Genomic DNA, 14,253 nt, shown 5'->3' with positions numbered 1-14,253 from the left:
CCTCATGGACCCGCCGCCAGATCTCGTCCCGCCGAACGGCCAGGTTTTCGGCGCCGAAGGCGACGTCGTCGCCGAGCCGCGAGAGGACAACCTGGGTTTCCGGGTCCTGCTGCATCAGCCCGGATCGTCCACGCTGCCCGCGGGGGGCAGCGCCGTCGATCAGGAGCGAACCGGTCTCATCGGCGTCGTCCCCTTCATCCCCCAGCACCCCTGCCAGCGCGTGCAGCAGCGTGGATTTGCCCGCGCCGGAAGGGCCCAGCAGGAGCACCCGCTCGCCCGGAGCGATGTCGAGGTCGAGCCCCTGGACTGCAGGGGCTGACCTGCCGGAGTGGCGCCAGCCCCAACCGCGCGCGGTCACCGCGGCGGGGCGCACCAGTGCCGAGGTGCCGGCGTCGGAAGCGGCCATCAGCTGAAGACAGGCTCCGAAGCTGCCTTTCGTGAGGCGAAGGAGCTGAGCACGCCGGTCCGGGCCAGGCCGCGGGTGGCGATCCAGGACAGCGCGCCCGCAATCACGGCGCCGGAGATGGTGCAGAACAGGATGTAGGCGAGCTTGTCACCGGGTTCGTAGGCGATGTTCCAGCCCCACGGGAGGAAGGAGTCGTTCAGGCCGCAGAACAGACCCGCGCCGGCGCCGGCCAGCAACGCGACGATCAGGTTGTACTTCTGGTGCAGGAACGAGCCGAACCTGAACTTGCCGTATACCAGCAGGAAGAACACCAGCTCGGCGCCCAGGCCCTGGAGGAGTCCGGAGATCAGCACCGTGGCGCCGTACTGGGAGCCCATGATGAGTTCGCCGGTGGCGGCGACGGTTTCGCAGAAGAGCGCCGCGCCCGGCTTGCGGATGATAAGCATGCCCAGCACCGCGGGAATCATCCAGCCGCCGGCCAGCAGGCCTGTCAGCGGGGGGTAAACGGCGTTCATCGGCGCGGACACGATGCCGGCGCCCTGTGACCATGCCCAGAAAATCACGCCGCCGGCGATCGCGATAAGCGCAGCCACCACAATGTCCACGACGCGCCAGGTGTTGCCGGTCTTCTTATTTAATGCTGCAGTGCTCATATGTGGTCCTCCTGAGGAACAGGAGGGGAAAGTGCACCCGGCCCGCGGCGTTGCCGCCGTCGCCGGACACTTCGAGAACTCGACTCCCTTGCGCCGGTACTAACCGGATCAGGTTCGAGGGTCTGCGGCTGTCCGCACTCTCAGCGCCCACCCTTGGTTCCCCTGGCAATGCCAGTGATGCCCGACGGCGGCGCTCCCCTGTCGTAAATAAATCTGCCCTGTTGGGCGTGGTCCAGTTTACACCGCCGGGCCGGTAGATTGTGGGCCATGACCTCCGACTCCTCGTCCGTGACAGCCTTTGATCCCGACTCCGCCGAGGACCAGCCCCGCGCCGCCCTCGAGGCACTGATAGCGCGGATCGACGGTGAGATCTCCGAGCTGCAGTTCCCGCGTTTCACCAAGGATGACTCCCTCAACCTGGGGCTCCTGCTGGTGGAGCTGGGCAAGAGCCGGAAGCTGCCCATCGCCATCGACATCACCAAGGCTGACCAGGTCCTGTTCCATGTGGCGCTGGACGGAGCCACGCCGGACAACGAACACTGGATCCGCGCGAAGCAGCGCACCGCCGCACGGTATGAGATTCCCTCATTGCTCGTCGGGCTGCGCGGCCGGCTGGGTGGCGGGCGGCTCGAGGACCAGGGCTGGTACGACGAGTCCACGTACGCGGCCCACGGCGGTTCCTTCCCCGTCTACGTTGCCGGGGTGGGTGCCGTGGCCACCGTGACGGTTTCGGGCCTGCCCCAGCAGGAGGACCACGATCTTGTGGTGGAGGCGATGCGGGAGATCCTGGCGTCCATGCGAACCGGGAGCTGACGGCTCCGGCAGCTGTGGGCTCAGGCAGCTGAGGGGCGCCGGGCAGGCGGATGCGGTTAGGCTAAGGTCAGTCCGTTTTCCGCCCGCTAGGAGTTACACGAATGAACCTTTTCATCAAGCTGCTTGGCACCGGAGTCAGCCTCGGCGCAGGATTTCTCGGCACCAAGGTAGTCAACGCCGTGTGGGAGAAGTCCACCGGCCGCAAACCGCCCACAGGCAAGCACGAGGACACTCCCACCACCCTGCGGTCAGCCCTGACGTTTGCACTCATCTCGGCCTCGGTCAGCACCATCATCCAGGTGCTCGCCAACCGCGGCACCCAGCGCGCCATCACCCGGTTCGCCAAGTCCCAGGACATCGTCTAGCAGTAGCACCGGCAGGCAGTCCGTCAGGTAGCCAGTCCGGCCGGCAGCCAGTCCGTCAGGCTGGCTGTCAGTCCGGACGGCCGGCGTCGGCCCCTTCGTCCCGGGCCGACTGTGCCGCCTTCTGAACCACGGCTTCCAGTTCATCGGAGCTGAGCAGCTCCCGGTGCAGGTGCTTGGTGCGGTAACCGGCCCGGCCCACCATGTGCGCGGACACCGGCACCGTGAGGAGCTGGAAGATCCATGCCACCAGCAGAACCGGCCACACCCACCAGGTGCGCATCTGCAGGCCGATGGATGCCAGCAGCAGGAACAGGCCCAGGACCTGCGGTTTGGTGGCGGCGTGCATGCGGCTCAGCAGGTCCGGAAAACGCAGGAGGCCGACGGCGGCGGCCAGGGACATGAGCGCGCCCACCACCATAAAAACGGCTGATGTGGTGTCGATGATGTTGTCCACCAGGCTGGCTTCAGGATTCATGGGGCTGCTCCCGCCGGCCCGCCACGAAGCGCGCCACCGTTGCCGAGCCGATGAAGCCCACAATGGACAGCGCCACCAGCAGCATCAGGTTGTTCAGGTGCCGGTTGACCGCCATATCGATGCACAAAGCGGCACCCAGGATGGCAAGCAGGACATCCGAGGCCAGCACCCGGTCCAGCAGTGAGGGCCCGCGGGCAATCCTGATGATGGCTCCCGCGGCGGCCAGCGAGAGAATGACTGCTGTGACAGCCATGACGGTCTGCATCATGCTGCGGCCTCCTGCCGGATGGTTTCGAGTTCTTCCGGTGTGCCCATGATCCGGATCAGTCCTGCCTCGATGGCCCTGACTTCCTGGCGCAGTTTCTCCACCTCGTCAGGGGTGTTGATGTTGAGTGCGTGGAGGTACAGGGTGGAGGTGGAGCGGTCCACTTCCACCACCAGGGAACCGGGGATCAGGGAAATAACGTGCCCCGTGGCCGTGACCATCAGATCCTGGTGGCTGCGCAGTTTGACCGCGACGACGGCGCTGATCACCTTCGGCCCGCGGACAGCGGCCAGGTACATCACGTCGATGCTGGCGGCCACCACCTTGGCCAGGAACTGCAGGGCGAACGGCACTGCGTGGAGGACATTGAAGCGGCCGCTCAGTTCCACCGGGGGCAGGTAAAACATCCGCGCCACCAGCACTGCAAGCAGCGCCCCGAAAAGCAGGTTTCCCGGGCTGAAGTCCTGCCACAGCGCGCCCCAGACAAGGACCAGCCACACGAGCAGGGGAAGCTCCTGCCGCAGGGAAATCCGGCGGCGGCTCACTTTCCGCCTCCGGCCTTCAGCGCAAGCGCTGGAACAGGGGCGTCCTCGCCCAGCACCGCCTGGATGTACGAGGTCCGGTCCAGCATTTCCTGGGCGGCCTGGTCAGCGACGCCGAAAAGCGGGCCGGCAAAAACGGTGAGTGATACGCCGAGCAGCACCAGTCCCAGCGTCGGGCCCACCATGGTCCGCGGCAGCAGCGTAACGTTCGTGCGGCCTGCCCTGCTTCCCGTATCCGAGTCCTTGGGCGCGGCCAGCAGGACGGGGTCCGGGTACTCGGCGTCAGTGGGCTTGCGCCAGAACGCACGGTTCCAGACCCTGGCCACCGCCAGGAGTGTCAGGAGGCTGGTCACCACACCGCCGATCACCAGTGCGTAGGCCAGCGGGGTGCCCAGTTCGATGCCTGCCTGGATCAGCCCCACCTTGCCCAGGAACCCGGAGAACGGCGGGATGCCGGCCAGGTTCATGGCCGGCACAAAGAAGAGGATGGCCAGCACGGGCGACAACTTGGCCAGTCCTGCCAGCCGGTCCACGGAGGAACTGCCGCCGCGGCGTTCAATGAGCCCCGTGACCAGGAACAGGCTGGTCTGGATGGTGATGTGGTGGGCCACGTAGAACACGGCGGCACCCAGCCCGGCCACGGAGGACATCGCCAAGCCGAAGACCATGTAGCCGATGTGGCTGACGAGCGTAAAGGACAGCAGACGCTTGATATCGCTTTGGGCCAGGGCACCCAGGATGCCCACCACCATGGTCAGGAGCGCCGCCACCATAAGGGGCGTGTTCAGGCTGTCGCCCGGAAACAGCAGGGTTTCGGTGCGCACCATCGCGTACACGCCGACCTTCGTCAGCAGGCCCGCGAACACGGCCGTGACCGGTGCCGGCGCGGTGGGGTAGGAGTCAGGCAGCCAGAAGGACAGCGGGAACACAGCGGCCTTGATGCCGAAAGCCACCAGGAGCATCACGTGCAGCAGAGTCCGGGTTCCCTCATCCAGGTCCGCGAGCTTGATGGCAAGATCGGCCATGTTCACGGTCCCGGTAGCGCCGTAGACCATGGCGATGGAGATCAGGAACAGCACCGAGGACACTACGGACACCACCACATAAGTGACGCCTGCGCGGATCCGGGGTCCGGTCCCGCCCAGGGTCATCAGGACGTAGCTTGCCGTCAGCAGGATCTCGAACCCGACGTACAGGTTGAAAAGGTCCCCCGAAAGGAACGCGTTGGACACCCCGGCCACCAGGATCAGGAAGGTGGGGTGGAAGATCGACACCGGTGCGTCCTGGTCGCCGTCGGCCATGCCCTGCCCGGTGGCGTAGATCAGCACCGCCAGGCTCACGGCAGAGGACACCACCAGCATGAGGGAGGAGAACTGGTCCACCACCATGACGATGCCCCAGGGCGGCAGCCAGCCGCCGATGTTAACAGCGGCCGTTCCGCCATCCCACACCGACGCCAGCAGCACGCACTCGAGCAGCAGCGTCAGGGACAACACCCCGATGCTGACGGCGCGCTGGGCACGGGAATGCCGGATCAGCAGGAAGGCCAGGGCCGCGCCGAGAATGGGAAGTACGACGGCGAGCGGGGCAAAGCTTGCGATGTTCACTTCACACCTCCTTCAGGGCCGGGGGTGACGTTGCGTGATCCGGGCTGCTCTTCGGCAGCAGCATCCGCAGCAGGAATCTTTCGGGCGCCGGCTTTGATGGACGCGCCTGCTTCAGGGGCGTCCCGGGGCACGGCGTGGTCGGAGAGGGAGCTTCCGTCACCGCCAAGCATCGTCAGGGGAAACTCGGACGTCTCGGCCGGAATCTCGGCGTCGTCCTCGGCATCAAAGCTGGGCGTCTCAGCGACCCTGAGGTCCTCGAGGTCGTATTCGATCTCGTCCTGGCGTGCGAGGACCCAGGTCCGGTAGATGATGCCGAGCATAAAGGCCGTCACAGCAAAGGAGATCACGATCGAGGTGAGGATCAGGGCCTGCGGAAGGGGGTCCGCGTAGTCCTGGGCGGCCGTGTCCTTGTCATAGAGCGGGGCCAGCCCGGCGTAGCCGCCGGTGGCCAGGATCAGCAGGTTGGTGGCGTTGGCCAGGAGCATCAGCCCCAAAAGTACCCGGGTGAGGCTGCGTTCCAGGATCAGGTAGATGCCGCAGGCGTACAGCGCCCCCATGACGATCAGCAGGGTCAGGTTGACACTCATCCTTGGCCCTTCGCAGTGGTTTCGACGGTAGCGCCCACGGTCTCCGGCCCGTCCGCCGATTGCCGGACCGAACCCTGCACGGCAGGCTCTGCGCCTGCCGGCAGTCCGGCTGCAGACGGCTCTCCTTCGGGCGAGGCGGCGTCCTCTTCAAAGTGCTCGTCGATCTCGGCGCCCAGCGAGCGCAGGACGTCCAGCACGAGGCCGATCACCACGGTGTACACGCCGATATCGAAGATGGTGGACGTGACGAACTTGATGTCGCCGAACACCGGCAGCCACAACTCGATGATGGCGCTCTGGAACACCTGGCCGCCCAGCAGCAGCGGCACCACGCCGGACGCCGCCGCCGTGGCGAGCCCGATCCCCAGCAGGGTTCCCGCTCCCACAGGAGTTGCCTCGCGAAGTTCGAAGCGGCCCCCCGCCAGGTAGCGGATGGCCAGGGCAAGCCCTGCCGTCAGGCCGCCGGCGAAACCGCCGCCCGGCAGGTTATGGCCGGCCAGCAGGAGGTAGAGGGAGAAGATGATCAAAGAGTGGAAGATCAGCCGGGTCACCACTTCAAAGATGATGGAGCGGCGTTCGGGCGCAAGGGTCCGTCCCGCCACGATCCAGGCATCCCGTGCGGACGCCGCGAACTTACGGCTGATGGCCAGCGCTGCAGCTTCGCGGGACCCCGGATCCACCCCGACCTGGCGGCCTACGCTGCCCTCGGCCACGGTGGCGGAAACCTGGATCCGGTCACCGCGTCCGCGGACGAAGATCAGGCTGGCAACGCCTGTGGCCGCCAGCGCCAGGACCGATATTTCACCGAAGGTGTCCCAGGCCCGGATGTCCACCAGTGTCACGTTGACGATGTTCAGCCCGCCGCCGCCTTCGTAGGCGAGGCGCGGGAATTCCAGGGAAACGGGCACGGCTACCCGCGCTCCCATGGCGTAGATGGCTGCGAAGACCATGGTGACGCCGAACGCCAGGCCGATCACCACACGGACCACGCGGTACTTTCCGCCGGTCCGGTCCCTGAGCTCGGCCGGAAGGCTGCGCATGGCCAGGACAAAGGCGACCAGAATGATGGTTTCCACCAGCATCTGGGTGAGGGCCAGGTCCGGGGCGCCCTGGAGCGCAAACATCAGCGCGATGCCGTATCCAGTCACCGAAACCATCAGCACGGCCAGGAACCGCTTGTTTGCCTTGACTGCAGCGAGGGCACCGATCACGATTCCGGCCCCCACGACAGCCTGCAGCGGCGAGTACGGGTCGATGAAGTAAAGGTCCCCCGGCAGCGGCTTGCCCGCCAGCAGCATGACCGTCAGCGGGAGGGCAAACGCCATGGAAAGAATGACGGCCAGGTAGAAGTACAGTGAACCGCGCTGGGTCCGGCCCGTGATCCACACCGCGGTGTCATCCAGCGCCCCGATGGTGAGCTGGTAGGCCCGGTCAGCATCGACCCAGCCCGGCACGAGGTCCTGCGCGCGGGCCACTGCGGTCCGGCCGAAGTACATCACCAGGCCGAGGGCGAACGTGAGGGCCGTGAGTCCCAGCGCGGGGGTGAAGCCGTGCCACAGCGCAAGGTGGCCTGCCTGCTCGGCCGGTGTCCCGGCGTCGGGCGCGGTGGACGCGAACAGCGCGGCGTAAGGCTGGATCCACGAGTCCACGGGTGCCGGCCACAGTCCGTAGACGATGCTGAGGAGGCTGAGGAGGGCAGGGGCCGCCAGGAACGAAGGCCGCACGGCCTTGAACTGCGTGGGCTCAACTCCTGGCTTCGCAGCGAAGGCACCCCACATGAACCGGGCGCTGTAGGCGAAGGTCAGGATGGAGCCCAGGACAATGCCCGCGAGTGCAGCCGCGCCCCACGGCCCGCCCTGTGCATGGTGGACGAAGGCTTCGAGTACCGATTCTTTGGCTACGAAGCCAGCAAGCAGCGGCACACCGGCCATGGAGGCGGCACCGATGGCGGCCACGATCCCCAGTGCCCGCGACGAGCGGAAAACGCCGGACAGTTTGCGGACATCGCGCGTCCCGGACTGGTGGTCGATGATGCCCACCACCAGAAACAGGGTGGCTTTGAAGAGCCCGTGGGCCAGGAGCATCGCGAGTCCTGCGAGGGCGGCATCCGGTGTGCCGAGTCCCACCACCATGGTCAGGAAACCGAGCTGGCTGACTGTCCCGTACGCGAGAATGAGTTTGATGTCGGTCTGGCGCAGCGCACGGTAGCCGCCCACCAGCATGGTGGCCAGCCCCAGGCCCAGCACGATGGGCTGCCAGTAGGCAGTCTCTGAGAAGCCGGGCGCCAGCCGGGCCACGAGGTAGATCCCGGCCTTCACCATTGCTGCTGCGTGGAGGTACGCGCTCACCGGTGTGGGCGCCGCCATGGCCCCCGGGAGCCAGAAGTGCAGGGGGACCAGAGCGGACTTGCTCATGGCACCCACCAGGATGAGGACGACGGCGGCCGCCACCATGTCCGCGGAAGGTCCACTGACAAGGGTGGGAGCCTGCGCCAGGATGGCCGAGATCCGGTACGTGCCGGCGCTGAAACCCAGCATGACCAGGCCCACAAGCATGGCCAGCCCGCCCGCCGTGGTGACCATCAGGGCCTGGAGGGCAGAGCGCCGCGCGGCCAGCCTGGTGCGGGCGAAGCCGATCAGCAGGTACGACAGGATGGTGGTGAGTTCCCAGAAAATGAAGAGCAGGAGGAGGTCGTCCGCCACCACCAGGCCGAACATGACCCCCGCGAAAGCGAGCAACTGGGCGCCGAAGCCACCGAGGTTTTCGTCCTTCTTCTTGAAATACCGGGCACAGTAGACGAGCACCAATGCACCGATACCCAGGACCAGCAGGGACATGACCCAGGCCAGGGCATCCATCCGGAAAGCCAACTCAAGCTTGAGTCCGGGAATCCACGGGATGACTTCAGCAACTGCGCCGGACCCGGAATACACGGCGCCATGCTGGAGCAACAGCCAGAGGAAGGACGCTGCAGGGACAGCGGCCAGGGCGTAGAAAGCGCTGCGGCCCCACACCCTGAACAAAAACGGCGCCACAGCAGCCACCGCAAAATGCACGGCAAGGACTGTGATCACTGGTATCTCCGCGTTCGTCAGGGATTCGATTGTCAAAAGTTGGGGCAGGCGGTCAATTCGTTGGATTCGGTGGCCACAGTTTATCAAGGCCCCTCCGACAAATTTCCCCAGCCGTCACGCCGCGGTCCCGGATTTCCCGGGTGTCCGGCCTCAGGTGGACTCCTTGTTCGCCACGGGCGGATAGCATTCAGCCTATGAACACCGCCAGCGCTCCCGAGGCCATGCAACCGCCATCGGAACTCGCCTCCGGAAGCGAGGCCACCGGCAGGGGCAGGGTCATCGCCTGGGCAGCCTGGGACTGGGGTTCGGCGGCATTCAATGCAGTGATGACCACCTTCGTTTTCACGGTATATCTGACATCCAACGCCTTCGGCGGGGAGGACCAGGCCTCTGCAGTCCTTGGCGGTGCGCTGGCCATCGCCGGCCTGGCCATCGCCGTGCTCGCCCCGGTGACGGGTCAACGTTCTGATGCGGGGGGCCGGCGCAAGCTGTGGCTGGGGGTCAACACGGCCGCCGTCGCCATCCTGACCGCCCTGTGCTTCTTCGTCTTCCCGCGCCCGGAGTTCCTCCTGCTGGGGGTTGCCCTGATTGCACTGGGCAATGTGTTCTTTGAGTTCGCGGGCGTGAACTACAACGCCATGCTCACCCAGATCTCCACGCCCAGGAACATCGGGAAGGTCAGTGGCTTCGGCTGGGCCATGGGGTACCTCGGCGGCATCGTGGCGCTCCTGGTCGTGCTGCAACTGTTCGTCCAGCCGAGCTTCGAATGGTTCGGCGCCTCTACCGAGGACAGCCTCAACATCCGGTTGGTGGCCGTGTTCTCCGCCCTGTGGTTCTTCATCTTCGCCCTGCCGGTCCTGTTCGCGGTTCCGGAGCTTCCGCGGCCGGCGCAGGTCAAGCCGCTGGGGTTCATGGCGTCCTATGCACTGCTGGTCCGCCGGATCAAGGCGATCTACGCCACGAGCCCGCACACCATCTACTTCCTTCTCGCCAGCGCCGTCTTCCGCGACGGCCTGGCCGCGGTCTTCACCTTCGGCGGCGTCATTGCGGCCGGCACCTTCGGCTTTGAGCTGTCCCAGGTCATTTTCTTCGCCATCTTCGGCAACGTGGTGGCGGCAGTCGGGGCCATAATCGGCGGATTCCTGGACGACAGGGTGGGCCCGAAGGCAGTGATCATGGGCTCGCTGGTGGGGCTGCTGATCGCCGGCACCATGATCCTGGTCCTCGGCAACGGCGACTACGTCTTCTTCGGAACGGCGTGGGCCGGCAGCACCACGTTCTGGGTGTTCGGACTGTTCCTGTGCCTTTTCGTGGGCCCGGCCCAGTCCTCGTCGCGGGCGTACCTGGCTCGGCTGGCACCCCACGGTGAATCCGGCGAGCTCTTTGGGCTGTACGCCACCACCGGCCGAGCCGTCAGCTTCCTGGCGCCTGCCCTCTTCACCCTCTGCATCGCGATTGCCACACCCCTGGTCGCTGCCGGCGAGGCCCAGCGGTGGGGGATCCTTGGCATCATGGTGGTTCTGTTCGCAGGCCTGCTGGTCCTGCTGCCGGTGAAGTCGCCGGACGAGGCCGCCATCGCCGTGGTTCCGTCCGCCTGACGCGAACGAGCCCTCAGGTCCCGCCCGGCAGCCCCTGCGCGGCGTGCGGCCACCCTAAACCGCTGTGCGGAGACTAGGCTTGAACCATGAACGTGGACGAGACAGACCTCCCCGGCCTGGGCCGGCGGAAGGACTTTATGACAGCTTCGGGGCGCCGCATCGGCGTCGTGGAGCTCCGGGAGGGCCAGACGGAACTCATCGTTTCCACCTGGGACGATCCCGATACCTGCCAGGCGTCGATTCCCCTCACCGGGGATGAGGCCGCCACCCTGGGCAACCTCCTGGGCGGACAGCATCTGGCAATGAAACTGTCCGAGGAGCACCGGGAAATTCCGGGCATCGTGACCCGGCAGTTCTCCATCGCTGCGGACTCCCCGTTCCAGAACCAACCCATGGGCAAAGCCTGCATCCGCACCCGCTGCGGGGTCTCGATCGTGGCGATCATGCGGGAAGGCGAGGTGGTCCCGTCGCCGGGCCCCGACCTCGTGCTTCACACCGGTGACCTGCTGGTAGCTGTCGGCACGCAAGAAGGCCTTGACGCCGCGGCCGATATCCTCCGCAACGGATAACCGTCATGGACCCGCTGGCCCTGACCCTCATTGAACTGGGGGCCGTTGTGTTCTGCCTTGGCCTCCTGGCCAGGCTGGCCGGACGGATCGGAATGTCACCCATTCCCCTGTATCTCGTGGGCGGACTCGCCTTCGGCGCAGGCGGCGTGGTCAAGCTCGAAGGTATGCAGGAATTCGCACATCTCTCCGGTGAGATCGGTGTGATCCTCCTACTGCTTATGCTTGGTTTGGAATATACGGCTGCGGAACTTTTCACCGGCCTGCGCAGATCCTGGCAGGCCGGTGTTCTTGACCTCGTGCTGAATTTCGTGCCGGGGGCCGCTCTGGCTTTCCTGCTCGGCTGGGGTCTCGTGGGCGCCATGGTCATGGGCGGCGTGACCTACATTTCGTCTTCCGGGATCGCCGCCAAGGTCATCACGGACCTGGGCCGGATCGGTAACCGCGAAACCCCGGTGGTGCTGTCCATCCTGGTGTTCGAGGACCTGGCCATGGCCCTGTACCTTCCGATCCTGACGGCCACGTTGTCCGGTGTGAGCTTCCTGGGCGGGCTGACCACCGTGGGCATTTCCCTGGCCGTGGTCACCCTGGTCCTGGTCGTGGCCCTCCGGCACGGCCACCACGTGTCCAAGGCCGTGCACAGCGAAAACTCCGAAGTCTTCCTGCTCAACCTGCTCGGCGCCGCATTGCTCGTGGCCGGCGTCGCGTCGGCCATGCAGGTCTCGGCGGCGGTGGGCGCGTTCATGCTTGGCATCGCCATCTCCGGGGCCACAGCCCACAGCGCCACCCGGATCCTTGAACCGCTGCGGGACCTTTTTGCAGCCATCTTTTTTGTTGCCTTCGGGCTCAACACTGACCCGTCGTCCATTCCTCCCGTGCTGGGCTGGGCGCTGATCCTGGCCGTCGTCACTGCAGCCACCAAAATGGTCACCGGTATCTGGGCCGCCAAACGGGCCGGCATTGCCCGGCCCGGCCGTTTCCGTGCCGGCGCTGCACTGATTGCACGCGGCGAGTTCTCGATCGTCATCGCCGGGCTGGCCGTGGCCTCCGGCGTTGTTCCGGACGAACTCGCTGCCATGGCCACCGCCTACGTACTCCTGATGGCCATCATCGGTCCGCTGGCCGCGCGCTACGTGGAGCCGGCCGTGAAGGCGTTCCCCTGGCCGGTCCGCGTAGCCCCCCAGACCTAGCGTCCCGGACCACCCCACATCGAGTGGCTACGTCTCGTCGCTAAGGCGGCCGGTTAACGCCGAGACCTCACCTTTCGATCCGCCACCCCGCCCGCACCAGGGCATCGAGCACGCGGTGGGCACATCCGTCGTAGCCCCAGGTCCGAACGTGGCCTGCCGTGACGGTAACCGACTGCCAGCCGATGGCCGCGATGGATTCGTCCCTGCTGATGTCCGACTCGCGCTGGCGCGGCTCCAGATGGTGGCGCCCGTCGTAATTGACGGCCACCTTGAAGTCGGGGAAGGCCATGTCCGGCCACGCGAGTTCCCAGCCGGTTGGATCCTGCACCACGTAACTGAGCACAGGCTCCGGCAGGCCGATCCTGCCAAGGGCCAACCGCAGCCGCGTCTCCGGCACGGAATCGGCCCCAACCCGGCACAGCTCCAAGGCAAGTCTCGCCTTCCGGATTCCTCGGACGCCCGGGTTGGACGAGACCTGTTCGTGGAGGTCCGCAAGTGAACACAGCGCCATCTTTGGAGGCCCGAAACTCCGGGACTGGCTGCAGACAAAGTAGTCCCCCGCAGCCACCAGGTCCTCAAAATCCAGGACCGAGGCCAGATCCAGCCAGGTCCGCGCGGGGCCGGTGACCGGCACGCCGTCGAGCATTGACACGTCCTGCTGACGGAGCGCCAGCCGATGACCCGCGATGCCCTTCCGGACTGGCCGCGCGCCTCCGGAGGCCTTCGCCAAATGAATATTCAGGTCAAGCTGCAAGGCGGGCGGCAGCGGGCAATCCCACAGCAGGGCGGCGGTGGCCAGGCAGCAGACCGCGTCCGGGGTCATTGCAGAGAGCAGGGCGCAGGTGTGGTGCAGCGGTTGGGCAGCGCCCCACGGGACGCGAACTCCACCGCTGGCCACCCGAAGGTCACTTCGCCACGCACGCCCGGCAGGAACGCCGGCCTGGACCTGTTGCTCCAGGGTGAATGAGAGTCCGGCGAGCTGGTCAGGAAGAGCTGAAGGCGGCCGCATGACCCATTGTTGGCACAGTTAATCCGCGACCCACCGGTTATGCACAGTGTGCAGGAGCAGTGCCACGCAGGTCCGCGGATCGAGTGGCGAGGTCTCGCCGCTCAGACCGGGTATTAGCGCCGAGATCTCACCTTTGGATGAGTACACACCCCTCGATGAGGAGTCAGACCTCGGTGCGGTGGAAATTCAGGTGGCTGCGGCTGGCTGTCGGCCCGCGCTGGCCCTGGTAGCGGTTGCCGTACTCACCCGAACCGTAGGGGAATTCGGCGGCCGAGGTCAGCCGGAAGAAGCACAGCTGGCCGATCTTCATTCCCGGCCACAGCTTGATGGGCAGGGTGGCCATGTTGGACAGCTCCAGGGTCACGTGCCCGGAAAATCCGGGATCGATGAACCCTGCGGTGGAGTGGGTCAGCAGGCCAAGGCGGCCCAGCGAGGACTTGCCTTCGAGCCGGGCGGCAATGTCGTCGGGCAGGGTGACGGTTTCATAGGTGGAGCCCAGGACGAACTCGCCGGGGTGGAGGATGAAAGGCTCACCAGCCTCCACTTCTACGAGCCGGGTCAGCTCCGGCTGCTCCTCCGCTGGGTCAATATGCGCGTACTTGTGGTTGTCGAAAAGCCGGAAGAACCGGTCGATCCGTACGTCCACCGAGGATGGCTGAACCATCACGGGATCGTACGGTTCAAGAACAATCCGTTGGGAGTCAATTTCGGCACGTATGTCGCGGTCAGAGATCAGCACGCCTCCCAAATTACTATGCGTTGTCCACAGCGCCCATTCTTTCGTTGTTGCTGTCACCCAGTGGGGCTAATGTTGCCTCAGATGTAAGCCGCCGGATGGTCTCCCGGTTGGTCCAACTGCACAAAAAGCTGGGGATGAATGTGAGAAAATTTGCGGCGCCCGCCGTTGTGGCTGTCCTGTGCGCGCTCTCGCTCGTGTCCCCGGCCGCCGGCTTTCAGGCCGGCCTCCCTGACACGAAGCCGGCAGCCCAGGCTGCGGGAGCAACGGGTCCGAGCGCAGTCACGCTGGGTCCGGCGGTTGCAGCGGACGACGACGGCGGTGCAGCCGGCGCTGACGGCGGCGGCGGATCGCCGCTCGCCCCGGC

Annotated in this window: 15 protein-coding genes, 1 pseudogene and 1 riboswitch; of the genes and pseudogenes, 6 read left to right on the top strand and 10 right to left on the bottom strand. The window is 66.1% G+C overall.

Annotated features, from left to right (window positions below):
* Positions 1-406, bottom strand: a 406-nt coding sequence (locus DBR22_RS05015) for an ATP-binding cassette domain-containing protein (protein WP_146187392.1), incomplete at its 3' end; no start/stop codon positions are given.
* Positions 406-1,059 carry an ECF transporter S component gene (locus DBR22_RS05010; protein WP_108598068.1) on the bottom strand — a complete coding sequence of 218 codons (654 nt, stop codon included), beginning with the start codon at positions 1,057-1,059 and terminating at the stop codon, positions 406-408. The genes DBR22_RS05015 and DBR22_RS05010, both read right to left, overlap by 1 nt.
* 67 nt (positions 1,060-1,126) lie before the next feature.
* Positions 1,127-1,269, bottom strand: a riboswitch (TPP riboswitch).
* Between the two features lie 57 nt (positions 1,270-1,326).
* Between DBR22_RS05010 and DBR22_RS05005 the strand changes: the two genes are divergently transcribed.
* Both DBR22_RS05005 and DBR22_RS05000 read left to right on the top strand, forming a co-directional pair.
* Complete coding sequence (locus DBR22_RS05005) at positions 1,327-1,872, top strand: heme-degrading domain-containing protein (protein WP_108598067.1); 546 nt, start codon at positions 1,327-1,329, stop codon at positions 1,870-1,872.
* Between the two features lie 101 nt (positions 1,873-1,973).
* Positions 1,974-2,237, top strand: coding sequence for a DUF4235 domain-containing protein (locus DBR22_RS05000; RefSeq protein WP_108598066.1), 264 nt, complete (start codon positions 1,974-1,976; stop codon positions 2,235-2,237).
* Positions 2,238-2,304: 67 nt separating this feature from the next.
* Here the strand turns inward: DBR22_RS05000 and mnhG are convergent, their stop codons facing one another.
* From mnhG to DBR22_RS04970, 6 genes are read right to left on the bottom strand one after another with little or no spacing between them, the layout of a single operon-like run.
* Complete coding sequence (mnhG, locus tag DBR22_RS04995; protein ID WP_108598065.1) at positions 2,305-2,712, bottom strand: monovalent cation/H(+) antiporter subunit G; 408 nt, start codon at positions 2,710-2,712, stop codon at positions 2,305-2,307.
* A complete protein-coding gene (locus DBR22_RS04990) occupies positions 2,702-2,980 on the bottom strand; it encodes a monovalent cation/H+ antiporter complex subunit F (RefSeq protein ID WP_108598064.1) in 279 nt (92 codons plus the stop codon). Before DBR22_RS04990 ends, mnhG begins: the two co-directional genes overlap by 11 nt.
* The gene (locus DBR22_RS04985; protein WP_108598063.1) at positions 2,977-3,522 is read right to left on the bottom strand and encodes a Na+/H+ antiporter subunit E; all 546 of its coding nucleotides are present in this window, start codon (positions 3,520-3,522) and stop codon (positions 2,977-2,979) included. The genes DBR22_RS04990 and DBR22_RS04985 overlap by 4 nt, the downstream gene beginning before the upstream one ends.
* Positions 3,519-5,126 (bottom strand): Na+/H+ antiporter subunit D, encoded by a 1,608-nt coding sequence (locus DBR22_RS04980; protein WP_108598062.1) that lies wholly within the window; start codon positions 5,124-5,126, stop codon positions 3,519-3,521. The genes DBR22_RS04985 and DBR22_RS04980 overlap by 4 nt, the downstream gene beginning before the upstream one ends.
* Positions 5,123-5,713, bottom strand: a complete 591-nt coding sequence (locus tag DBR22_RS04975; RefSeq protein ID WP_108598061.1) for a Na(+)/H(+) antiporter subunit C — start codon at positions 5,711-5,713, stop codon at positions 5,123-5,125. The genes DBR22_RS04980 and DBR22_RS04975 overlap by 4 nt, the downstream gene beginning before the upstream one ends.
* On the bottom strand, positions 5,710-8,787 hold the full coding sequence (locus tag DBR22_RS04970; RefSeq protein WP_108598060.1) for a Na+/H+ antiporter subunit A: 3,078 nt from the start codon (positions 8,785-8,787) through the stop codon (positions 5,710-5,712). Before DBR22_RS04970 ends, DBR22_RS04975 begins: the two co-directional genes overlap by 4 nt.
* Before the next feature lie 194 nt (positions 8,788-8,981).
* Between DBR22_RS04970 and DBR22_RS04965 the strand changes: the two genes are divergently transcribed.
* From DBR22_RS04965 to DBR22_RS04955, 3 genes are all read left to right on the top strand, one after another.
* Positions 8,982-10,385 carry an MFS transporter gene (locus DBR22_RS04965; protein WP_108598059.1) on the top strand — a complete coding sequence of 468 codons (1,404 nt, stop codon included), beginning with the start codon at positions 8,982-8,984 and terminating at the stop codon, positions 10,383-10,385.
* Positions 10,386-10,471: 86 nt separating this feature from the next.
* Positions 10,472-10,954 carry a cation:proton antiporter regulatory subunit gene (locus DBR22_RS04960; protein ID WP_108598058.1) on the top strand — a complete coding sequence of 161 codons (483 nt, stop codon included), beginning with the start codon at positions 10,472-10,474 and terminating at the stop codon, positions 10,952-10,954.
* Positions 10,955-10,959: 5 nt separating this feature from the next.
* Complete coding sequence (locus tag DBR22_RS04955) at positions 10,960-12,141, top strand: cation:proton antiporter (RefSeq protein WP_108598057.1); 1,182 nt, start codon at positions 10,960-10,962, stop codon at positions 12,139-12,141.
* Positions 12,142-12,208: 67 nt separating this feature from the next.
* Here DBR22_RS04955 and DBR22_RS04950 read toward each other — a convergent pair whose 3' ends face one another.
* Positions 12,209-13,150 (bottom strand): hypothetical protein, encoded by a 942-nt coding sequence (locus DBR22_RS04950; protein WP_108598056.1) that lies wholly within the window; start codon positions 13,148-13,150, stop codon positions 12,209-12,211.
* A gap of 163 nt (positions 13,151-13,313) precedes the next feature.
* A complete protein-coding gene (dcd, locus tag DBR22_RS04945; RefSeq protein WP_108598069.1) occupies positions 13,314-13,889 on the bottom strand; it encodes a dCTP deaminase in 576 nt (191 codons plus the stop codon).
* A 134-nt stretch (positions 13,890-14,023) separates the two neighbouring features.
* Between dcd and DBR22_RS04940 the strand changes: the two are divergent.
* Positions 14,024-14,253: pseudogene (locus tag DBR22_RS04940) on the top strand (CAP domain-containing protein); the annotation flags it as partial.

Source organism: Arthrobacter sp. HMWF013 (assembly GCF_003061105.1).
In the GTDB taxonomy this organism is placed as follows: Bacteria; Actinomycetota; Actinomycetes; order Actinomycetales; family Micrococcaceae; genus Arthrobacter.
This window is presented reverse-complemented; position numbering and strand designations above follow the sequence as displayed.

Excerpts from the sequence above, each read along its gene's own strand:
- DBR22_RS05010 (WP_108598068.1), bottom strand. The coding sequence starts at position 1,059 with ATGAGCACTGCAGCATTAAATAAGAAGACCGGCAACACCTGGCGCGTC.
- DBR22_RS05005 (WP_108598067.1), top strand. The coding sequence starts at position 1,327 with ATGACCTCCGACTCCTCGTCCGTGACAGCCTTTGATCCCGACTCCGCC.
- DBR22_RS05000 (WP_108598066.1), top strand. The coding sequence starts at position 1,974 with ATGAACCTTTTCATCAAGCTGCTTGGCACCGGAGTCAGCCTCGGCGCA.
- mnhG (WP_108598065.1), bottom strand. The coding sequence starts at position 2,712 with ATGAATCCTGAAGCCAGCCTGGTGGACAACATCATCGACACCACATCA.
- DBR22_RS04990 (WP_108598064.1), bottom strand. The coding sequence starts at position 2,980 with ATGATGCAGACCGTCATGGCTGTCACAGCAGTCATTCTCTCGCTGGCC.
- DBR22_RS04975 (WP_108598061.1), bottom strand. The coding sequence starts at position 5,713 with ATGAGTGTCAACCTGACCCTGCTGATCGTCATGGGGGCGCTGTACGCC.
- DBR22_RS04965 (WP_108598059.1), top strand. The coding sequence starts at position 8,982 with ATGAACACCGCCAGCGCTCCCGAGGCCATGCAACCGCCATCGGAACTC.
- DBR22_RS04960 (WP_108598058.1), top strand. The coding sequence starts at position 10,472 with ATGAACGTGGACGAGACAGACCTCCCCGGCCTGGGCCGGCGGAAGGAC.
- DBR22_RS04955 (WP_108598057.1), top strand. The coding sequence starts at position 10,960 with ATGGACCCGCTGGCCCTGACCCTCATTGAACTGGGGGCCGTTGTGTTC.
- DBR22_RS04950 (WP_108598056.1), bottom strand. The coding sequence starts at position 13,150 with ATGCGGCCGCCTTCAGCTCTTCCTGACCAGCTCGCCGGACTCTCATTC.